We start from the raw sequence: 18419 nt of genomic DNA, 5'->3' as shown, positions 1-18419 counted from the left end.
ACTAGCGAACCCGGCCGTAGCCCTGAATGGGCATCATGTTCATGCCCCGCTTGAGCACGTTGCGGCCGGCGCTCGGTGCGTCGATCACCTGACCGTCGCCGACGTAGAGAGCGACGTGCCCGAGCCCGTTGTAGAAGATCAGGTCGCCTGGGCGCAGGTCGCCCCGGCCGATGTGGGCGACCGCGCTCCACTGCATGCGGGTGTTGTGCGGCAGCGACTTTCCGGCCGCCCGCCAGGCCGCTGAGGTCAGCCCGGAACAGTCGTAGCCGTTCGGCCCGTCGGCCGCCCAGACGTACGGCTTGCCCAGCGCGCCGAACGCGTAGCGCACCGCTGCGCCGGCATCACCAGCCACCGCGGGCACATTCCTGGCCTCGGCCGCCGCTGCCTTGGGTTCGGGTCGCTCGGTGGCCGCCCCGTACGCCTGCCTGCGTAGCTCGTACAGCTTGGCCAGGTCTTCCTCGATCTGCTTCTTACCCGCCGAGAGCTGACGGGCCTGTGCGGCCTGCCGGGTCAGCGTGGCGTCCAGGCGGGACTTCTCGTCGAGCAGTCGCTGCTGGTCGGCGGTGAAGCCGGAGATGCTCGCCTGCCGCTGGCGGGTCAGCTGGTCGAGTGTGCCGAGTCGATCCAGCAGCGCGGCGGAGCCGCCGGAATGCAGCAGGGCGTCCGCGGTGCGCAGGGCGCCGCTCTTGTACGCGGTGGTGGCCAGCTGGGCCACGTCGGCCCGGCTCTGCTCGGCTTGCTGTTCCAGCGGGCCGATGCCGGCCTGTAATCGGGCCACCGCGGTCTCGTTGGTCTTGATCTCCTCACGGAGCTTGTTGTACGACTCGACGACCCGCTCCAACTCGGCCGAGGACGTCTCGATCCGGCGGGTCAGGTCGGCGGGGGACGGCTCGGCGCGGGCCACCGCCGTCGGGGCGATCAGCGCGGCCGACATGCCGGCGAGCGCCATGGTGCGCAGCAGGTTTCTCAGGGATGACAAGAGCGGAAGGCCCCTCTCCCACGGCCGTCGGGGCTGCTGATGCCCTCGGCGACACCGGCCGGGGCCATCCGGGCGGACGGCACTGGGCCGGACCGGCCTACCCAACCTAACCCGGGACGGATGTCGCTCGCAGTGGAAGCAGGGGCGAATGTTGGTGTTGTGGCCGGTAGTGCCCCTGCGCTGGCTGGCGCCATCGTGGCGGATGACACCTGTGGCGGACGGTGTACCGCCCCTTTTGGTGGCCCAGTGACGGATATACGACTTTCGTCGTTCCGGACATATGCCGCCGGATTCCTGCGGGCCATAACCGATAAAACCTGAAATGGATGCTGTTTCTCGGCGATGTCCCCGGTTGGGTGAGCTGTCGGGAGCCCGCAAATGCCCAGGCCGGCTGGCGGTGTCCCAACACAATGAAGACCGGAGCCGGGATTCCCGTCGACAAGTAGCGATGCCTGTCAACGACGGGCCAACTCGGCCAACCGTCCCCCGCGGGAGGAACCGTGAATCGTGAAGGCGCAAGGATGCGACCGCCGCGAACGGTGCCGGGCGCCCGGTCGACCCTGCTGTACGCGCGGCCCGGCATCATCGTGACCGTCGACCGGTTCACCGTCGGTCGAACCACTTACCGCGTCGCTGACCTGACCCATCTGCGTACCACCCGGGGCCCGCACGACCGGATCGCCGTCCGGGCCGTCGTCATCACCGCCACCATGCTCGCCGGTGTCGGGCTGCTGCTCGGCTTCACCGGAGGTCTGCAACGGCTGACCGCCGGGGCGTACCTCATCCTCGGTGCGGTGTTCCTGCTTCCGGCCGCGCTCGCCCTGGTCGGCGACCGCTGGCGGCCCCCGTCGTACGAGCTGTGGGGGTGGTACCGGGGAGCGGAGGCGCTGCTGTTCAGCGCCGACGACGAGCGGCAGTTCGGCCAGGTCACCCGGGCGCTGTTGCGGGCCCGGGAAGTCAACCGGTACGGCGGCTGGGTCGACCCGCTCGCTTCGGCCGACCCGTGGCGGCCCAGTCGCTGATCCGACGACCGTGCGCCGGCGCCGAACTGGCGTCGGCGCACCGGCCGCTCAGGGGGCGACCGGCTCCGGAGTCCGCTCCTCCTGCGGCGCGGCCACCCAGGCGCTGACCCGGCGCTCGGCGTAGAACGAGACGAACGGCACGGTGCCGGCCAACATCACCAGCAGCATCCGCTTCAGCGGCCAGTCGGCTCGGCGGCTCAGGTCGAACGCGGCCAGCAGGTAGATCATGTAGAGGAAGCCGTGGGCCTGCCCCACCGTCTCCACCACGACCGGGTTGTCGAACCCGTACTTCAGTGGCATGCCGATCACGACCAGCAGGATCAGCGCCACGCCCACGATCCAGGCGATCACGCGGTACCGGGTAAGGGCAGCGCCCACCTTCGTCCGTCCTTCCGAGCCCGGCTCAGCCGGGGTAGTCACCGGGCCGGGCGCCCGGATTGGCGTTCAACCATGACAGGTAGTGGTTGTAGGCGGCCAGGTCCGCGTCCTCGACGGCGTCACCGGTGGCCGGCGCCCGGGACACCCGCACCGGTCGGCGTACCCCCGGTCGGGACCCGGTGGTGACCGCCAGCTCGGCGGCCGGGACATCGGCCGGGTCAGCCGGCGGCGCGTCGGCCTCCGCCGTGTTTCGGCGGGCCAGCTTCACCTCGCGCCACCAGACGTAGACCACGAAGCCGGCGAAGATCGGCCACTCGACCGCGTACCCCCAGCTGATGCTGTTGCCGGCGGTGGCCCGGCTGACCTGCCACCAGCCCAGCCCGAGGAAACCCACGACCAGCACGACCATGGCCACGTGACGCGCGATCCACGCCGGGGTCCAGAGCCACCTCATGGCATCGAGGGTACCGGGAGCGCGGCCGGTCTCCGACACCGTGTCGTAGCTGTCGCGTGGTCGGGATGGTTTGGCGTCACCACGTCTGGGCATTCGTCTAGACGCCAGCCCAAACGAGATCAGGGGGGCGATGATGACCGGATCGGTACGTGAGGACGGCTTTGCGTCCAGCGGCAGCGCGGACATGAGCCCGGAGCAGCGGGTGCCCGAGTGGGGCGGCGATGAGCTCGCTGACCCGACGGGCACCACGGGTCTCGATGGCGACCTGCTCGGCATCGACCCGACGGAGTTGACCGACGAGGATCTGATCCGCGAGGTGCACAGCCTGCACCGGACCCGCCTGGACACGCTGCGGCATGCGGCGGACTCGGCGCTCGCCAACCACCTGCGGCGCACCGCGGAGCTTGAGACCGAGTACCTGGCCCGCCACCCGGGCCGGGAGGTCGACCCGAGCCGCCTGCGGGACGCCTGATGCCGGCGCGTGCCGTGCGGGGCATGTCCGCGCCACCTGAGGTGGTCTTCAACACGGCCACCGACCCCGCCCGCGCCTCGGCCTGGCTGCCGGAGCCGCTGCGCGGCGATGGCAGCCCCGCCGCGGAGATCAGCGGTGAGGAGTTGCGGGCCCGATGGGGTGCTGGCGACACGGATGACTGGTCCGCCGAGATCCGGGTGGAGCCGGCGGATTCTGGCGGTGCCCGGATCCAGCTCGACCTGGCCGACGGGTCGGACGGGCCGGGTCCGGATCAGCTGGCCGACGAGGCGCTGACCAACCTGGTACGCGAGGTCGCCGACAACCTCCAGGCCGGCTGAAGCCCACCGCTAGCCGCGCGGGACGCCACTCCCGCGCCACGACGAGATGTCACCACGAGATGAGATGTGAGGAGACCGGGTGACCGACACTGGCCTGCGACAGAAGGTAACGCGGCTGCGCCGGGCGTACGCGCCGCACGAGCATCGCCCGCTCGGCGGCTACCTGGTCGCGATGGGCACCTATGCCGGGGTGGCCGGGGCGCTTGCTGGCCTGGTCAAGGCGACCGGGCGGCCGGTGCCGGAGCGGCCGGCCCCGGCCGACGTGGTGCTGCTCTCCATCGCCACGCACAAGCTGAGCCGGCTGCTGTCCAAGGACGCGGTGACCAGCCCGCTGCGGGCGCCGTTCACCCGGTACGACCGCCCGATCGGCAGCGGCGAGGTGATGGAGCAGGTCCGCGACTCGGGCAGCTCCACCCGGCACGCCATCGGCGAGTTGCTGAGCTGCCCGTTCTGCCTGGCGGTCTGGGTGGCCACCGGGCTGACCGGGGGCTTGGTGCTCGCGCCCCGACTGACCCGGCTCGTGGCCACCGCCCTGACGGCGGTCGCCGCGTCCGACTTCCTCCAGATGGCGTACGCGGCGGCGCAGCAGGCCGCCGAGGGTGGGCACAAGGACGACTGACGCGAAGACACGAGCAGACACAGCAGCGGGGGCCGGCAGACACCGGCCCCCGCTGCACGTACGCGTCAGCGCTGCATACCGGACCAGCCGTGCGGCGACTCCGGCTCCCGTTCGTCCTCGTCCGCCCCGGTGATGATGTCCCGGTCCACCGCCGTCTTGTCGTGTTCGTTGGCGAAGTCCGGCTCGGGCGTGGTGTCCCTGCCCTTCGGCGGTTGACCCAGCGCCGGCACCCTCTCGTCATGGTCCTCGTGGTGCGTCATGTCGATGTCCCTTCTGCGGTCACTCACGCGATGGAGCCGCCCAGCAGGTCGCTGGCCTCGTCCACCGCGTACTCGCCCTCGGGCAGCGCGTCGATGCGGGCGAGCAGGTCCGGCGGGAGCTCGGCGGCCACCGCGTGGCGGTAGATATCCGCCTGGGTGACCCGTTCCTGCGCCCGGTAGATGTCGTCGAGCAGGTCATCGATGGCCCGGGTGTCCGGCTCGCCGGCCACGGATGCGTCGTCGGTCACCCCGATCAGCTACCCGGGCCGGAATCGGTCAAACGTCACGCCAGCGGCGCGTGCCGGACCGTGGCGTCTCCCTTTGCTCTGCTTCAACCCACGCAACGTTTTCCGGGCCTGACTGTTGCTTCGGTTGAAGCAGAGCAAAGGCGGCGTTGGAGGGGGTGCCGGGCGCGGGGACACAGCGTCCGTCGGGAAAGACAGCGCCGCCCCCGGCCGGTGGGCCGGGGGCGGCGCTGGTGTCGGTGTGCAGGTCGCCTCTCGGCGAGTGGCACTACGCGGCTCCAGCCGAACGGTATTCCGCGAAGGCTAATTAGGTGAGGCCCGGGGACACTGGACACACCGACACCCCAGTCAACGAGCCGACCCCCGCCCGTGTTCCGCGCACTGCGGTGACGGCCGTCACGCGATCAGGCCATCGTCGGCAGGGTGGCTCGGCGGGCCTGCACGGCGGAGGCCAGGTGGTCGAGCACCTCGGCCGTGTCGTCCCAGCCGAGGCAGGCATCGGTGACCGAGCGGCCGTACTCCAGCTCCCGGGTCGGGTCGAGTTCCTGCCGGCCGGGCAGCAGGAACGACTCCAGCATCACGCCGGTGATCCCGCGCTGACCGGCGGCGAGCTGGGCGGCCACGTCCGCGGCGACCAGCGGCTGGTTCCGGTGGTCCTTGCCGCTGTTTGCGTGACTGGCGTCGATCACCAGCCGCTCCGGCAACCCGGCTGCGCGGAGCAGGTCGAGCGCGCCGGCGACCGACTCAGCGTCGTAGTTGGGCCGGCCGCCCCCGCCGCGCAGAACCAGGTGACCGTCGGTGTTACCCCGGGTGTGCATGATCGCCGGGGTACCGGAGAAGTCGATGCCGGGGAAGACGTGCGGCACCCCGGCGGCGCGGATCGCGTCCACGGCGGTGCCGATGCTGCCGTCCGGGCGGTTCTTCATGCCGATCGGCATGGACAGGCCGGAGGCGAGCTGCCGGTGCACCTGGCTCTCGACGGTGCGGGCGCCGATCGCGCCCCAGGCCACGGTGTCCGCGATGTACTGCGGCGTGATCGGGTCGAGGAACTCGCAGCCCACGGGCAGGCCGAGACGCACCACGTCGAGCAGCAGCGCCCGGGCCAGCCGCAGGCCGGTGTTGACGTCGCCGCTGCCGTCCAGGCCAGGGTCGTTGATCAGGCCCTTCCAGCCAACCGTGGAGCGCGGCTTCTCGAAGTAGACCCGCATGACGATCAGCAGATCGTCGGCCAGCCGGTCGGCGGCGGTGCGCAGACGCTGGGCGTAGTCGAGTGCGGCGGCCGGATCGTGCACCGAGCAGGGGCCGACAACGACCAGCAGGCGGTCGTCCTCGCCGTCCAACACCCGACCCACCTCGCGGCGGCCACTCAACACGGCCGAGGCGAGCGGGGCGTCCAGGGGTAACTCGTGGTGCAGCAGGGCGGGCGTGGTCAGCGGCACGACACGGTCGATCCGCTGATCACTGACCCGATTGGTCTCCGGGGTCGTCACGGTGGGCATCCTCTCGCCGACCATGCCCGGGGCCGGTGCCCGGGACGAGCCGGCTGCTCGTACGCAAAAGGGCAGGAACGACAGCTCCTGCCCAGCCGGCTCGGTCCGTGGTGACGTCAGCTCATGGAGAAGTCACCGGCCTGCGAGCCGGCTGCCTAAACCATCGATACGACCACGTCACGAGCCCAGCCTACCCGACGCCGCCGGAACTCAGCGGGTCGTCCCAAGACGCTGGACGATCACCGCGTGGCAGGGCCGGGGCGGGGGTAACAGGGGTGCCATGACAGACGAGCAGAGCGATCAGGACCGGGTGGAATCCCGGGCGCACCTCCTACCCGAGGAGGCGGCGGTGGGCAGCGACGACCCGGAGGCGCAGGCGGAGGCCATCCTCGCCGACTCGGACATCCGTGAGGAGGACCAGAACGTGGCCCCGGACACGGTGCTGGAACGCCGTACCTCGGATCAGACGGTGGTCGCCGTCGAGCCGCCCGACTGAGCGGTCGCCCCGCGTGCCCGGCGTGACCCCCGGTAGGTCTGCTCCCGCAGCCAGGCCAGCGGGCCGGTCGCCCGCAGTTCGGGTGGCAGATTGCGCACCGGGTCGAAAGCCAGCGCGGCGTCCTCCTCGGCGCTGAGCTGGGCGCCGATGCTGACCCGCCCCACCGGCCGCCACGGCCCCACGGCGGACGCGACCGCGAGCACCAGGCGCGGCGTGTCCGTCCGGGTCGCGGCGGCCACCGTGGTCAGGCTGCGGCCGAGGCTGACCGAGAGCCGGACAGTGGCCCGGTACCGGCCGGGGTCGTCGAGCAGAGCGACTCCGGTGGGTGGTCCGGGCGTACCCCAGATCAACACCTCGCCGGCGAACGAGCGACCGGCCGGATGCAGCAGCCGGCCGCGGCGCATCCGGCTGAGCGCGGCCGTGGCGCGTTCGACGGCGGTGGCGACCGGCCCGGCGGTCCGGGACGCGGGCGGGATGGCGGTCGGCGGGGTCATTCCCCTCCGGTACCCCGACCGGCGGCCTCGATGCCCGGGAGTCGGCTCGCCGACCGACCGCACGTCACCTTTCCGCCCGCTAGATCGGATAGCGTCGGGGCATGCCCGACAGTGGTTACCCCTGGCCCATCGAGACGTCCCGACTGGACAACGGCCTGCGCGTGGTGGTGAGTGAGGACCGCACCGCCCCCGCCGTGGCCGTCAATCTCTGGTACGACGTCGGCTCCCGGCACGAGCCGGCCGGGCAGACCGGCTTCGCCCACCTCTTCGAGCATCTGATGTTCGAGGGCTCGGTGAACGTGGCGAAGACCGAGCACATGAAGCTGATCCAGGGCTCCGGCGGCTCGCTCAACGCCACCACCAACCCGGACCGGACCAACTACTTCGAGACGGTCCCGGCCGAGCACCTGGAGTTGGCACTCTGGCTGGAGGCCGACCGGATGGGCGGTCTGGTCCCCGCGCTGACCCAGGAGACGCTGGACAACCAGCGGGACGTGGTCAAGAACGAGCGCCGGCAGCGCTATGAGAACGTCCCGTACGGGGACGCCTGGCTGCGGTTGTTGCCGTTGCTCTACCCGCCGGGGCACCCGTACCATCACGCGACGATCGGCTCGATGGCCGACCTGAACGCCGCCGACCTCGCCACCTTCCAGGCGTTCCACCAGACGTACTACGCGCCCAACAACGCGGTGCTCACCGTGGTTGGCGACGCCACCGCCTCCGACGTGTTCGCGCTCGCCGACAAGTACTTCGGCGCGCTGCCCGCACGCGACGACATCCCGCCGGCCCCGGACGGCCGTAGCGTCCCGGCGACCGGGCAGGCGGCCGTCGAGTCGGTGAGCGCCGACGTGCCAGCGCCACGGGTGTACATCGCCCACCGCACCCACCCGTTCGGCAGTTCGGGATACAACGTGATCACCGTGCTCGCCACCGTTCTCGGCAGCGGTCGGGGCAGCCGGCTCTACCAGCGGCTCGCCGACGGCGAGAGGATCGCCCAGCCGGACCTGGTCGGGGCGTACGGGGTGGACCTCGCGCACGCGCCAGCGCCGCTGATCGCCACCGCCACCGCCCGCCCCGGGGTGAGCGCCGAGCGGCTGGCCGAAGGGCTGGCCGAGGTCGTCGACGAGTTGGCCACCGTGCCGGTCACCGCCGCGGAGCTGGACCGGGCAAAGGCGTTGCTCAGCACCGGGTGGTGGCGTCAGCTGTCCACGGTGGACGGCCGTGCGGACCTGCTCGGGCGGTACGCCACGCAGTTCGGTGACCCGGCCCGCATCGCCGACCAGCTGCCGGGCCTGCTCGCGGTCACCGCCGAGCAGATCGCCGAGGCCGCCGCCGAGGTGCTCGCCACCGACCGGGTGACCCTGACCTACCTGCCCGAGGAGACCTCATGACGCTGATCGCCGACCGTCCCGGCCCGGGCGCCGCCCGCCCGTACCGGTTCCCGCCGGTGGTCCGTCGCGCCGTGGCCGGTGGCCACGTTGTCGCCGCGCACCTGCCCGGGCAGAACCTCGCCGTGGCTCTGCTGCTGCTCGACGTGGGCGCCGGCCAGGAGCCCGTCGGCAAGGAGGGCCTGTCCGGGGTGCTGGCCAAGGCGCTGGAGGAGGGGACCGCGCAGCGGGACGCCGCCGCGTACGCGCTCGCCGTCGAAGGGCTCGGCACGGCGTTGGTGACCGGGCTGGACTGGGACTCGTTCCAGGCCAGCGTGGTGATCCCGGTGGACCGGCTCAGCGCCGCCGTGGAGTTGCTCGCCGAGGCGGTCCGGACGCCCAGGCTGGATCCCGCCGACGTGCGCCGGGTCCGCGACGACGAGGCCACCGCGCTGCGGATGGACTGGGCCAACCCGGGCCCGCGAGCCGACGCCGCGCTGCGCGCGGACCTCTTCGGTGCGGAGAACCGCTGGGGGCGTCCGATGCACGGCGACCCGGAGTCGGTCGCCGGGTTGGACGTGGACGACGTGACGGTCTTCCACTCCGAGTGGTTCCTGCGCCCCGGCACTCTCATCGTCGCCGGTGACCTGGACCGGATCGACCTGGACGCGCTGGCCGCCGCGGCCTTCGCCGGCACCGGTGGCGGCCCGGCCGAACGGGGCGGCCCGATCGAGGTGCCGCTGCACACCGGCCGGCGGATCATCCTGGTGGACCGGCCCGGCTCGGTGCAGTCCACGCTGCGGCTGGGCCACCCGGCGCCACACCGCGCGCACCCCGACCATGTGCCGATGGCGCTCGCCGGCACGGTGCTCGGCGGGGCGTTCACCTCCCGGCTCAACCACCTGCTCCGCGAGGTGCACGGCTACACCTATGGCATCCGGGGTGACTTCGCCTCGTCCCGACGGTTCGGGCGGTTCGCGGTCAGCTCCGGTGTACAGACGGCGGTCACCGCGCCGGCCCTGGTCGAGGCGGTGGGCGAGATCACCCGTACCCAGGTCAGCGGGGTGACCGAGGACGAGCTGGAGGTCGCCCGATCCTGGCGCGCCGGGCAGCTCTCGGTCGAGTTGCAGAGCCCACGGGCGATCGCGTCCGCGCTGACCACGCTGGTGGTGCACGACCTGCCGGACGACTACCACGCTCGGCTGCGAGAGTCGCTGCTCGCCGCCACCGTGGACGAGGTCTCCGCAGCGGCGGCCACCCACCTGCACCCCGAAGCGCTGACCCTGGTCATCGAGGGCGACGCCGCCACCATCCGCGACGACCTAACGGCAGCCGCCCTAGGCGACCTGATCACCAACCCCTAACCACCCGCCTTCCCACCCCTTCCCACCCCTCCCCACCCCACCCGCCTTCCCACCCCTTCCCACCCCACCCGCCTTCCCACCCCTTCCCACCCCACCCCACCCCTCGATCTCCTCGTTGATCAAGAGGTTTGCGTCAAACGGAGCCCGATTTCTGACGCAAATCTCTTGATCAACCCCAGAGTTCAGGGGTGGGGTGGGGTGGTGAGGGCGGGGAGGGCGGGGAGGTGTGACGTGGGAGTGGTGGGAAAGGGCTCCCGGTTGTGGGGGTGGGCTGGGTAGCCTCGCGGGCATGAGGATCGGCATTGTGGGGGCCACCGGCCAGGTCGGTGGCGTGATGCGGCAGGTGCTGGCGGAACGGGAGTTCCCGGCTGAGCAGGTGCGGTTGTTCGCCTCGGCGCGGTCAGCAGGGCGGACGCTGCCCTGGCGGGACGGCGAGGTGACCGTCGAGGACGCCGCGACCGCGGACTACTCCGAGCTGGACATCGTGCTCTTCTCGGCCGGTAAGGGCACCGCCCAGGAGTTGGCCCCCCGGGTGGCCGAGGCCGGCGCCGTGGTGATCGACAACTCCTCGGCGTTCCGGATGGACCCGCTGGTGCCGCTGGTGGTCGCCGAGGTCAACCCGCACGCGTCCCTCGACCGCCCGAAGGGCATCATCGCCAACCCCAACTGCACCACGATGGCCGCGATGCCGGTGCTGCGCCCGCTACACGCCGAGGCCGGCCTGGTCAGCCTGGTCGTCTCGACGTACCAGGCGGTCTCCGGTGCCGGACTGGCCGGCGTCGCCGAGCTGGACGAGCAGGTCCGCAAGGTCGCCGAGCACGCCGCCGGGCTGGCCTTCGACGGCTCGGCCGTGGAATTCCCCGCGCCGCGTTCGTTCGCCGAGCCGATCGCCTTCAACGTCCTCCCGCTGGCCGGCTCGATCGTCGACGACGGCTCGTTCGAGACCGACGAGGAACAGAAGCTGCGCAACGAGAGCCGCAAGATCCTGGAGATCCCCGATCTGTTGGTCTCCGGCACCTGCGTCCGGGTGCCGGTCTTCACCGGCCACTCGCTCCAGATCAACGCCCGGTTCGCCCGGCCGATCACCCCGCAGCGCGCCCACGAACTGCTCGCCAACGCTCCCGGGGTCGCGCTGACCGCCGTACCGACGCCGTTGCAGGCCGCCGGGCAGGACCCGACCTACGTGGGACGGATCCGCGCCGACGAGACCGTCGAGTACGGGCTGGCGCTGTTCTGCTCCAACGACAACCTCCGCAAGGGTGCCGCGCTCAACGCGGTGCAGATCGCCGAGTTGGTCGCCGCCGAGCGTCGCTGACCGTCGCCGTCACTCCGAGGCCCCTGCCGGCAACCCGGCGGGGGCCTCGGCCTGTTCCGGCGAGGCGCACACTGATCGCCGTACGCAGCTTGGGGGGATGCGGGTCGGCGAGTGCGGCAGGGGCGGGGTGCGGGCGCCGGGCAAGCCCTGCGCGGCGGCCGGCCGGTCGTGCTTGGATGGACGAACCGACCCCGTGTCACCTGGAGGAAGCCGTGCCGGACGACCGTACCCAGCAGGCGTTGACCGAACTGATCGCCGGCCGTTCGATGGGCGTGCTCGCGACACTCAAGCGCGACGGTCGGCCCCAGATGTCCACAGTGGTCTACTCGTTCGACCGCGAGGCGGGGCTGATCCGGGTCTCGGTCACCGACGACCGCGCCAAGACCGCCAATCTGCGCCGGGACCCGCGGGCCAGCTTCCACGTCAGCAGTGCGGACGGCTGGGCGTACGCGGTGGTCGAAGGGCGTGCCGAGCTGACCGCGACGGCCATGGAGCCCGGCGACGAGACCGTTGAGGAGCTGGTGGGGCTCTACCGGTCGCTGAGCGGCGAACACCCGGACTGGGACGACTACCGGCAGGCCATGGTCGCCGAGCGGCGACTGGTGCTGCGCCTGCACGTGGAGCGCGTCTACGGCATGCCGCCCCGAGGCTGACGCGCACGACCGTGCCGGTCAGCCAGGCTCGATCACGGTCACACCGGGCCAACGCCGCGCCGGGCGGTGCCGGGCCAGCCGTTGCCGGGACCGGGCGACATCCACCCGGGCGGGGTTGTGCCGCCACACTCCGCCCAGCAGATCCGTCAGGCCGTACGGGGCGCAGACCGCCAGCCGGTCGGCCTGGTCCAGCCGGACCGCCACGGCGGTGGCGTACTCCGGCCAGGTGGCGACCGCCTCGGCAACGCTGCGGTACGGGGCGATCGGGTCGCCGCCGAACTTCGCCGCGTACCACGTGTGCACGGCCGCCTGGTTGCGCGCCTGCCACGGCGGCTCCGGCCAGGCCGCCGTCAGGCGGGCGGTGGCCCGGAGGTCGTCCTCGCGGCTCAGCGCCGTCGGGTCGAAGAAGACCACATCCACGTCCCGGACCGTCGCCGGGTCGAACCCGTCGCCGTACCGCTCGCCCCAGACCAGGTCGCGCAGGGCGCCCGCGCCGATCCAGGCGTCCGGCAGGCCGGAATCGCGCACCACGGTCAGTGCCCGGGTCAGCCAGCCGCTGCCGGCGACCAGCTCCCGCAGCTCGTGTTCACCGTTCATCATCCGCCCACCGTAGGCAGCGGAGCGCCGGCCGTTCGGCCGGCCACCCGCGTTACCCCGCCCCTGGCGGCGGGTAGACGGGCGTGCCGACACCGAGAGGGGAGCACCATGACAACGGTCGGAGAGTTCATGACGACCCGGTTGGTGACGATGGACGGCAACGACACGCTCATCGCAGCGGCGCAGGAGATGCGTGACAGCGCGATTGGCGACGTGGTGGTGACCGACGGCGACAGCGTGGTCGGCATCGTCACGGACCGGGACATCACAGTCCGGGGTGTCGCCGAGAACATGGACCCGGGCTCGACCCGGTTGAGCCAGATCACCACCCGAGATGTGGTGACCGTGAGTCAGTACGACGACGCGGTGGCCGCCGCGGACCTGATGCGCACCTACGCCGTACGCCGGCTGCCGGTGATCGACGACGGGCGCCTGGTCGGTCTGGTCTCGATGGGTGACCTCGCGGTCGAGCGCGAACCGCAGTCGGTGCTGGCGGACATCAGCGCCGACGAACCGAACAACTGACCCGTCCGCCGCGGGCGCGCCGGTTCTCCCCTCGGGGGAGGGCCGGCGCTGCGGCGTCCGGATCCGGCTGAGGGGTCAGGACTGGTCGAACTGGACACGGACGTCGGTGGCGGCGCGAGCGGCGGCCACCGTCGCGGCCTCGGCGTCGACCTCCTGCCGGACCCGGGCCGACAGCACCGACCACGGGCTGACCGTCAGCTCCAGTCGCCCCTTTCCGGCCTGCCGCGCCCGCCAGGTGCCGACCACCTCGCCGTCCACCAGCAGGGCGCCGGGATTGCCGATCACCCGCCACATCTGGCGCTGGTGCTCCCGCTCCGGCACGAGCAGGTCACGGTCACGGCCGGCGAGGAAGGGGTCGCCCGGCGGCAGCAGCCGCACCAGCCGTGGCGCGGGCGCGCCGGTCAACGCGTCGAGCGCGTCGGCCGGCAGCCAGGCGGCCCGCCCGTCGACCCGCACCTCGGCCAGGCCCGCCGGCCAGACCCGACGCAGCTCCGTCGCCGAGGTGCCGAGGAAGCCGGCGGCGTCGGCCGGGGTGGCCGGGCCGAGCAGCCGCAGGTACGTCGTGACCAGCTCACCGGTGTGCGCCGCCGCGATGGGCGGACCTGGCCAGTCGGGCAGCGGCGCGAGCCGGGCGGCCCGGCCGGACACCACCAGACGCACCCCGCCGGCGAGACCGGCCTGTTGGAAGACCGCTCCGGAGATGTGCCGGGCCTCGCACGCCCGGCAGTCGTAGGTCAGCTCGACGGGAACCCGGTCGGAGACGGCCCGGCTGACCACGCCGCGCTCCAACTCCGTGGTGACCACCGACTGGAACGCTTCGGCCGTGGCCCGGAACGCGGCCAGCCCGAGCCGCGATCCCGCGCCGATCTGGCCCGGGATCCGCCGGGTGGCGTCGGTGTCGTTGAGCGGCCAGAGCGCCGCGGCCAGCGCCGGCAGTTCGGCCCGATGGTGCAGGTGTGGGGCGCCGCGCATCGACCAGACCAGCTCCAGACGTGCGTCCGGCCCGGTCGCGCCGCGCGCCGCCAGCGCTTGCCGGGCCGTGCCGTAAGGCGTGTCCTGAACGCCGAGCGTCAGCACCGCCAGATCGCCCGGTCGCCGATCGGCGGAGCGGTCGAGCTGTTGGGCCGCCACCCGGTAGGCGAGCACCTGCCGCCGGTCGACCTCGGGCATCTGCCTGGTCATGTGCCTCCCGTCCTGGTCGTCCCGTCTGGCCCGGCACGCTACCCGGCTCGTCCGACACCACCCGGCCATTCACCCGATCCGGGCGAGGTTGACCGCGGAACCGGCGGGGACCCGTGCGGGGACGTGCAAGCCGGCCGTCCGCCCGACGCGAGCGCGGTGGGTCGGATCCCGGGCCCGGCAACTGGGAGGAGTGGACCCGATGGTGGACGCGACCACGAGGTTCTTCGAGGACCTGGACCGACGGGGGTACGAACCCCTGCTGGCGAAGACCTCCGGGACACTGCGCATCGACCTGCACGAGGGGGCGCAGACCCGGCACTGGCTGCTGAGAATCGACCACGGCCAGCTGAACGTGAGTCAGGAGGACCAGGAGGCCGATTCGGTGATCGGGGCCAGCCCGGCGCTCTTCGACGACATCGCCTCGGGCCGCGAGCACGGCCTGGCCGCCCTGTTTCGCGGGGACATGACGGTGACGGGCGACGCCCGGCTGGTGGTGCAGGTGGAACGGATCTTCCCGGGGTCTCCGGATGCCCGTGGACCTCGTCGCCGCTTCGTGGGTGAGGTGCACTGATGGGCCAGAGCAACACGGTCCGGATCCTCGACGGAAACACGTTCGTCGTCTGCGAGGACACCGGTGACATCGAGGCGACGCCGAGCGAGCCGACCGGGCTCTTCTCCATCGATACCCGATTCCTGTCGACCTGGGTGCTGACCGTCAACGGTGAGCGGCTCAACTCGCTCTCCTTCGACGACCTGCAGTACTTCGAGTCGCGGTTCTTCCTTGTCCCCGGGATGGCCACCCACTACGTCGACGCGAAGCTGTCGATCATCCGGGAGCGCGCGGTGGGTGGCAGCTTTCGGGAGCAGCTCACCATCCTCAACCACGACGAGAAGCCGGTCGACCTGGAAGTCCGGATGGACGCGGCGTCGGACTTCGCCGACCTGTTCCAGGTCAAGGACGAGATCCTGAACAAGAAGGGCGAGATCTACACCGAGGTGGAGTCGGACAGGCTGCGGCTGGGCTACCGCCGGGGCAACTTCCGGCGGGAAACGGTCATCTCGTCGTCGGTGTCGGCCCGGTACGACAGCAAGGGGTTCGCGTACACCGTCCACCTGGAGCCCAACGAGCAGTGGGACGCCTCGATCGACGTCCAGACGCACGCCGTCGGACCCGGCGGCCGGGACCTGCGTCTCGGACTGCGGGTGCACGGCACCGAGCGGCTCGCCCTCCAGCACGATCTGGAGCAGTGGATCGCCGACGCCCCCAAGGTCAACAGTGAGCACGGCCGGGTCTCCAGCACATACCGCCGCAGCCTGATCGACCTGGCGGCGCTGCGCTTCTCACCGCTGTCGCTGGGCGGCGCCACCCTGCCGGCCGCCGGCCTGCCCTGGTTCATGACCATGTTCGGTCGGGACAGCATCCTCACCTGCCTGCAGACGCTGCCGTTCACCCCGCAGTTGTCGAAGACCACGCTGCGCGTCCTGGCCTCCCTGCAGGGCAGCCGGTTCGACGACTTCCGGGACGAGGACCCAGGGCGGATCCTGCACGAGATGCGCTACGGCGAGACCGCCGCCTTCGAGGAGCAGCCGCATTCGCCGTACTACGGCTCGGTGGACGCGACGCCGCTGTTCGTCGTGCTGCTCGACGAGTACGAGCGGTGGACCGGTGACGGCGCGCTGGTCAAGGAGTTGGAGCGGGAGTCCCGGGCGGCGCTGAGGTGGATCGACAACTACGCCGATCTGGTCGGCAACGGCTACATCTGGTACGAGCGGCGCAACACCGAAACCGGCCTGGAGAACCAGTGCTGGAAGGACTCCTGGGACTCGATCTCCTATTCCGACGGCACGCTGCCGCCGTTCCCGCGAGCCACGTGCGAGGTGCAGGGGTACGCGTACGACGCGAAGATGCGCGCGGCCCGGATGGCCCGCGAGTTCTGGGACGACCCGGAGTTCGCCGACCAGTTGGAGCGGGAGGCGATGCAGCTGAAGGAGCGGTTCAACCGGGACTGGTGGGTGGCCGACGGCGAGTACTTCGCCCTGGCCCTGGACCCGGACGGCCGCCAGTGCGACATCCTCAGCTCGAACATCGGCCACCTGCTGTGGAGCGGGATCGTCGATCAGGAGCGAGCCGAGAAGATCGCGCAGCACCTGGTGGGGCCGCGGCTCTTCACCGGCTGGGGCGTGCGCACGCTGGCCGAGGGGGAGGTCCGGTACAACCCGATCGGCTACCACAACGGCACGATCTGGCCGTTCGACAACTCGTTCATCGCCTGGGGTCTGCGCCGGTACGGCTTCGCCGAGGAGGCCGCCACCATCGCCAGCGGCATCCTGGATGCGGCCACCTACTTCGATGGCCGGTTGCCGGAGGCGTTCGGCGGCTACCCGCGGGAGCAGACCAAGTTCCCGGTGGAGTACCCGACGGCGTGCAGCCCACAGGCCTGGTCGACCGGTACGCCGCTGCTGCTGCTGCGCACCATGCTCGGTCTGGAGCCGCACGAGGGTCACCTGGCGGTCGAGCCGCGGCTGCCGGTGGGGATGGGCCGGATCGAGGTGTTGGACATCCCGGGTCGCTGGGGTCGGGTGGACGCGTTCGCCCGGGGCCGACTGGACCTGCACAACCTCGCCGACTGATCGACCCGACGCAGAGCCGGCGGCGGCGCGCAGCCCCGCGTCGCCGCCGCGTCGCCACCCAGCCGATCTCCAGCCGGGCAGGGTAGATTCTGCGGATGCCGGAGCTCGTTTACCCGCCCGTTATCGCTGCCGCCAAGACGATGTTCCGGGTCCTCGACCTGAAGATCACCATCGAGGGCGCCCACCACGTACCCCGCACCGGCGGGGCGGTGCTGGCCAGCAACCACGTCAGCTACCTCGACTTCATCTTCGCCGGCCTGGGCGCCAACGCGTCGGGTCGGCTGGTCCGGTTCATGGCCAAGCAGTCGGTCTTTGCGCACCGGATCAGCGGTCCGTTGATGCGCGGGATGAAGCACATCCCGGTGGACCGTGAGGCCGGAGCGGCCTCGTTCCGCGCCGCCGTGGACGCGCTCAAGCGCGGCGAGGTCGTCGGCGTCTTCCCCGAGGCGACGATCAGCCGGTCGTTCACCGTCAAGGAACTCAAGAGCGGCACGGTCCGGATGGCCCGCTCGGCGAAGGTGCCGGTGTTGCCGGTCGCGCTCTGGGGCACGCAGCGGCTCTGGACCAAGGGTCGGCCGCGCACGCTCACCCGCCGGCACACGCCGATCACCATCCTGATCGGCGAGCCGATCTATCCGGCGGACTTCCCGGACCCGAACGTGCTGGCCGCCGAGTTGACCGCCCGGCTCGGCGCGCTCGTCGACCGGGCCCAGCGGGAGTACCCGGACGCACCGGCCGGCCCGGACGACACCTGGTGGCAGCCCGCGCACCTGGGCGGCAGCGCACCCACGCTGGACGAGGCCGCCGCTCTGGAGGCCGCCGCCGAGCACCGCACCTCCACCGCCTGACGCCGAGGTGGCCGGATCGTTCCGCATCTGGGCATGATGGTGTCTCCCGGTGCGGTCGCGATCCGGTCAGGATCTTCAGTCATGAGCAGAGCAGCACTCGTCGTGATCGACGTCCAGGAATCCTTCCGCCAGCGCCCGATCTGGGCGTACGGCTCGAACCCCGACATGATCCGGCAGGTCGAACGTCTGGTTGTCGCCGCCCGGGAGCGCGGCGACCTGGTGGTCTGGGTCCTGCACTCCGAGCCCGGCACGGGCGGGTTGTTCGACCCCGCACTCGGGCACGTCCGGCTGATCGACGGGCTGGTCCCGGCCGAGGGTGAGCCGACGCTGGTCAAGACCGCGCACAACGCGTTCACCACCACGAATCTCCAGCAGTTGCTCACTGAGGCCGGCATCCACGATCTCACCGTCTGTGGCATCCGCACCGAGCAGTGCGTGGAGACCACCACCCGGGTCGGCTCGGATCTCGGCTACCGGATGACCTTCGTCACCGACGCCACGCTGACCTTCCCCATCCCACACCGGGATCTGCCGGCGACCGCCACGGTCGCGGAGATCCTCGCCGACCCGCGCACCCTGACCAACGAGGAGATCGTCACCCGCACCGAGTACGTGCTGGCTGGCCGCTTCGCGACCATCCGCACCGTGGACGAGGTGACCGGCGCGACCCTCGCCGGCGGCCGGAGCTGA

Annotated in this window: 23 protein-coding genes; 14 read left to right on the top strand and 9 right to left on the bottom strand. The window is 71.6% G+C overall.

All coding sequences use genetic code 11. The annotated features are described in order from the left end of the window. Position 1 precedes the first annotated feature (1 nt). Positions 2 to 979: an NlpC/P60 family protein gene (locus tag ABZS37_RS03240; RefSeq protein ID WP_355165166.1), complete on the bottom strand. Its 978-nt coding sequence runs from the start codon at positions 977 to 979 to the stop codon at positions 2 to 4. A 521-nt stretch (positions 980 to 1500) separates the two neighbouring features. Here ABZS37_RS03240 and ABZS37_RS03235 point away from each other — a divergent pair. Beyond that, positions 1501 to 2001, top strand: a complete 501-nt coding sequence (locus ABZS37_RS03235; protein ID WP_354996190.1) for a DUF6232 family protein — start codon at positions 1501 to 1503, stop codon at positions 1999 to 2001. 48 nt (positions 2002 to 2049) lie between these two features. On the opposite strand, the gene ABZS37_RS03230 is transcribed toward ABZS37_RS03235, so the two are convergent. Together ABZS37_RS03230 and ABZS37_RS03225 are read right to left on the bottom strand one after the other, a co-directional pair. Next, on the bottom strand, positions 2050 to 2379 hold the full coding sequence (locus tag ABZS37_RS03230) for a DUF3817 domain-containing protein (RefSeq protein WP_355165165.1): 330 nt from the start codon (positions 2377 to 2379) through the stop codon (positions 2050 to 2052). A gap of 25 nt (positions 2380 to 2404) precedes the next feature. Beyond that, positions 2405 to 2833, bottom strand: coding sequence for a hypothetical protein (locus tag ABZS37_RS03225; protein ID WP_355165164.1), 429 nt, complete (start codon positions 2831 to 2833; stop codon positions 2405 to 2407). A gap of 130 nt (positions 2834 to 2963) precedes the next feature. Between ABZS37_RS03225 and ABZS37_RS03220 the strand changes: the two genes are divergently transcribed. The 3 genes from ABZS37_RS03220 to ABZS37_RS03210 all read left to right on the top strand — a co-directional run bounded on the left by ABZS37_RS03220 (position 2964) and on the right by ABZS37_RS03210 (position 4262). After that, positions 2964 to 3305 carry a DUF6158 family protein gene (locus ABZS37_RS03220; protein ID WP_355165163.1) on the top strand — a complete coding sequence of 114 codons (342 nt, stop codon included), beginning with the start codon at positions 2964 to 2966 and terminating at the stop codon, positions 3303 to 3305. Beyond that, positions 3305 to 3643 (top strand): SRPBCC family protein, encoded by a 339-nt coding sequence (locus ABZS37_RS03215; protein ID WP_355165162.1) that lies wholly within the window; start codon positions 3305 to 3307, stop codon positions 3641 to 3643. Before ABZS37_RS03220 ends, ABZS37_RS03215 begins: the two co-directional genes overlap by 1 nt. Before the next feature lie 79 nt (positions 3644 to 3722). Continuing rightward, complete coding sequence (locus tag ABZS37_RS03210) at positions 3723 to 4262, top strand: DUF1360 domain-containing protein (protein WP_355165161.1); 540 nt, start codon at positions 3723 to 3725, stop codon at positions 4260 to 4262. A 65-nt stretch (positions 4263 to 4327) separates the two neighbouring features. Here ABZS37_RS03210 and ABZS37_RS03205 read toward each other — a convergent pair whose 3' ends face one another. From ABZS37_RS03205 to ABZS37_RS03195, 3 genes are all read right to left on the bottom strand, one after another. Further along, on the bottom strand, positions 4328 to 4522 hold the full coding sequence (locus ABZS37_RS03205; RefSeq protein WP_355165160.1) for a hypothetical protein: 195 nt from the start codon (positions 4520 to 4522) through the stop codon (positions 4328 to 4330). Positions 4523 to 4545: 23 nt separating this feature from the next. Next, the gene (locus ABZS37_RS03200; RefSeq protein ID WP_355165159.1) at positions 4546 to 4770 is read right to left on the bottom strand and encodes a hypothetical protein; all 225 of its coding nucleotides are present in this window, start codon (positions 4768 to 4770) and stop codon (positions 4546 to 4548) included. A gap of 401 nt (positions 4771 to 5171) precedes the next feature. Beyond that, positions 5172 to 6266 (bottom strand): 3-deoxy-7-phosphoheptulonate synthase, encoded by a 1095-nt coding sequence (locus tag ABZS37_RS03195; protein WP_355165158.1) that lies wholly within the window; start codon positions 6264 to 6266, stop codon positions 5172 to 5174. Positions 6267 to 6537: 271 nt separating this feature from the next. Here ABZS37_RS03195 and ABZS37_RS03190 point away from each other — a divergent pair, with 271 nt between their 5' ends. Beyond that, positions 6538 to 6753 carry a hypothetical protein gene (locus ABZS37_RS03190; protein ID WP_355165157.1) on the top strand — a complete coding sequence of 72 codons (216 nt, stop codon included), beginning with the start codon at positions 6538 to 6540 and terminating at the stop codon, positions 6751 to 6753. On the opposite strand, the gene ABZS37_RS03185 is transcribed toward ABZS37_RS03190, so the two are convergent. Beyond that, positions 6720 to 7247, bottom strand: a complete 528-nt coding sequence (locus ABZS37_RS03185; RefSeq protein WP_355165156.1) for a hypothetical protein — start codon at positions 7245 to 7247, stop codon at positions 6720 to 6722. The genes ABZS37_RS03190 and ABZS37_RS03185 overlap by 34 nt on opposite strands. Positions 7248 to 7348: 101 nt before the next feature. Between ABZS37_RS03185 and ABZS37_RS03180 the strand changes: the two genes are divergently transcribed. The 4 genes from ABZS37_RS03180 (at position 7349) to ABZS37_RS03165 (ending at position 11946) form a co-directional block, all read left to right on the top strand. Further along, entirely contained in the window at positions 7349 to 8638 is a 1290-nt protein-coding gene (locus ABZS37_RS03180) for a pitrilysin family protein (RefSeq protein WP_355165155.1), read from the top strand. Next, positions 8635 to 9978, top strand: coding sequence for a pitrilysin family protein (locus ABZS37_RS03175; protein ID WP_355165154.1), 1344 nt, complete (start codon positions 8635 to 8637; stop codon positions 9976 to 9978). Before ABZS37_RS03180 ends, ABZS37_RS03175 begins: the two co-directional genes overlap by 4 nt. Before the next feature lie 289 nt (positions 9979 to 10267). Beyond that, the gene (locus ABZS37_RS03170) at positions 10268 to 11293 is read left to right on the top strand and encodes an aspartate-semialdehyde dehydrogenase (RefSeq protein WP_355165153.1); all 1026 of its coding nucleotides are present in this window, start codon (positions 10268 to 10270) and stop codon (positions 11291 to 11293) included. A gap of 176 nt (positions 11294 to 11469) precedes the next feature. After that, on the top strand, positions 11470 to 11946 hold the full coding sequence (locus tag ABZS37_RS03165) for a PPOX class F420-dependent oxidoreductase (RefSeq protein WP_355165152.1): 477 nt from the start codon (positions 11470 to 11472) through the stop codon (positions 11944 to 11946). An 18-nt stretch (positions 11947 to 11964) separates the two neighbouring features. Here ABZS37_RS03165 and ABZS37_RS03160 read toward each other — a convergent pair whose 3' ends face one another. Next, positions 11965 to 12546, bottom strand: a complete 582-nt coding sequence (locus ABZS37_RS03160; protein WP_355165151.1) for a nucleotidyltransferase family protein — start codon at positions 12544 to 12546, stop codon at positions 11965 to 11967. A 105-nt stretch (positions 12547 to 12651) separates the two neighbouring features. On the opposite strand from ABZS37_RS03160, the gene ABZS37_RS03155 reads away from it, so the two are divergent. Then, the gene (locus ABZS37_RS03155; protein ID WP_354996174.1) at positions 12652 to 13068 is read left to right on the top strand and encodes a CBS domain-containing protein; all 417 of its coding nucleotides are present in this window, start codon (positions 12652 to 12654) and stop codon (positions 13066 to 13068) included. 75 nt (positions 13069 to 13143) lie between these two features. On the opposite strand, the gene ABZS37_RS03150 is transcribed toward ABZS37_RS03155, so the two are convergent. Next, entirely contained in the window at positions 13144 to 14250 is a 1107-nt protein-coding gene (locus tag ABZS37_RS03150; RefSeq protein ID WP_355165150.1) for a crosslink repair DNA glycosylase YcaQ family protein, read from the bottom strand. A 199-nt stretch (positions 14251 to 14449) separates the two neighbouring features. On the opposite strand from ABZS37_RS03150, the gene ABZS37_RS03145 reads away from it, so the two are divergent. From ABZS37_RS03145 to ABZS37_RS03130, 4 genes are all read left to right on the top strand, one after another. Next, positions 14450 to 14821, top strand: a complete 372-nt coding sequence (locus ABZS37_RS03145) for an SCP2 sterol-binding domain-containing protein (RefSeq protein ID WP_355165149.1) — start codon at positions 14450 to 14452, stop codon at positions 14819 to 14821. Next, positions 14821 to 16881 (top strand): glycogen debranching N-terminal domain-containing protein, encoded by a 2061-nt coding sequence (locus ABZS37_RS03140; protein ID WP_355165148.1) that lies wholly within the window; start codon positions 14821 to 14823, stop codon positions 16879 to 16881. The genes ABZS37_RS03145 and ABZS37_RS03140 overlap by 1 nt, the downstream gene beginning before the upstream one ends. A 95-nt stretch (positions 16882 to 16976) precedes the next feature. Then, complete coding sequence (locus ABZS37_RS03135; protein WP_355165147.1) at positions 16977 to 17729, top strand: lysophospholipid acyltransferase family protein; 753 nt, start codon at positions 16977 to 16979, stop codon at positions 17727 to 17729. 81 nt (positions 17730 to 17810) lie between these two features. Then, the gene (locus tag ABZS37_RS03130) at positions 17811 to 18419 is read left to right on the top strand and encodes an isochorismatase family protein (protein WP_355165146.1); all 609 of its coding nucleotides are present in this window, start codon (positions 17811 to 17813) and stop codon (positions 18417 to 18419) included.

The organism is Micromonospora sp. NPDC005413, assembly GCF_040606435.1.
GTDB lineage: Bacteria > Actinomycetota > Actinomycetes > Mycobacteriales > Micromonosporaceae > Micromonospora.
This window is presented reverse-complemented; position numbering and strand designations above follow the sequence as displayed.

Excerpts from the sequence above, each read along its gene's own strand:
- ABZS37_RS03235 (WP_354996190.1), top strand. The coding sequence starts at position 1,501 with ATGCGACCGCCGCGAACGGTGCCGGGCGCCCGGTCGACCCTGCTGTAC.
- ABZS37_RS03225 (WP_355165164.1), bottom strand. The coding sequence starts at position 2,833 with ATGAGGTGGCTCTGGACCCCGGCGTGGATCGCGCGTCACGTGGCCATG.
- ABZS37_RS03220 (WP_355165163.1), top strand. The coding sequence starts at position 2,964 with ATGATGACCGGATCGGTACGTGAGGACGGCTTTGCGTCCAGCGGCAGC.
- ABZS37_RS03215 (WP_355165162.1), top strand. The coding sequence starts at position 3,305 with ATGCCGGCGCGTGCCGTGCGGGGCATGTCCGCGCCACCTGAGGTGGTC.
- ABZS37_RS03205 (WP_355165160.1), bottom strand. The coding sequence starts at position 4,522 with ATGACGCACCACGAGGACCATGACGAGAGGGTGCCGGCGCTGGGTCAA.
- ABZS37_RS03195 (WP_355165158.1), bottom strand. The coding sequence starts at position 6,266 with ATGCCCACCGTGACGACCCCGGAGACCAATCGGGTCAGTGATCAGCGG.
- ABZS37_RS03190 (WP_355165157.1), top strand. The coding sequence starts at position 6,538 with ATGACAGACGAGCAGAGCGATCAGGACCGGGTGGAATCCCGGGCGCAC.
- ABZS37_RS03185 (WP_355165156.1), bottom strand. The coding sequence starts at position 7,247 with ATGACCCCGCCGACCGCCATCCCGCCCGCGTCCCGGACCGCCGGGCCG.
- ABZS37_RS03180 (WP_355165155.1), top strand. The coding sequence starts at position 7,349 with ATGCCCGACAGTGGTTACCCCTGGCCCATCGAGACGTCCCGACTGGAC.
- ABZS37_RS03175 (WP_355165154.1), top strand. The coding sequence starts at position 8,635 with ATGACGCTGATCGCCGACCGTCCCGGCCCGGGCGCCGCCCGCCCGTAC.
- ABZS37_RS03170 (WP_355165153.1), top strand. The coding sequence starts at position 10,268 with ATGAGGATCGGCATTGTGGGGGCCACCGGCCAGGTCGGTGGCGTGATG.
- ABZS37_RS03165 (WP_355165152.1), top strand. The coding sequence starts at position 11,470 with ATGGACGAACCGACCCCGTGTCACCTGGAGGAAGCCGTGCCGGACGAC.
- ABZS37_RS03160 (WP_355165151.1), bottom strand. The coding sequence starts at position 12,546 with ATGATGAACGGTGAACACGAGCTGCGGGAGCTGGTCGCCGGCAGCGGC.
- ABZS37_RS03155 (WP_354996174.1), top strand. The coding sequence starts at position 12,652 with ATGACAACGGTCGGAGAGTTCATGACGACCCGGTTGGTGACGATGGAC.
- ABZS37_RS03150 (WP_355165150.1), bottom strand. The coding sequence starts at position 14,250 with ATGACCAGGCAGATGCCCGAGGTCGACCGGCGGCAGGTGCTCGCCTAC.
- ABZS37_RS03145 (WP_355165149.1), top strand. The coding sequence starts at position 14,450 with ATGGTGGACGCGACCACGAGGTTCTTCGAGGACCTGGACCGACGGGGG.
- ABZS37_RS03140 (WP_355165148.1), top strand. The coding sequence starts at position 14,821 with ATGGGCCAGAGCAACACGGTCCGGATCCTCGACGGAAACACGTTCGTC.
- ABZS37_RS03135 (WP_355165147.1), top strand. The coding sequence starts at position 16,977 with ATGCCGGAGCTCGTTTACCCGCCCGTTATCGCTGCCGCCAAGACGATG.
- ABZS37_RS03130 (WP_355165146.1), top strand. The coding sequence starts at position 17,811 with ATGAGCAGAGCAGCACTCGTCGTGATCGACGTCCAGGAATCCTTCCGC.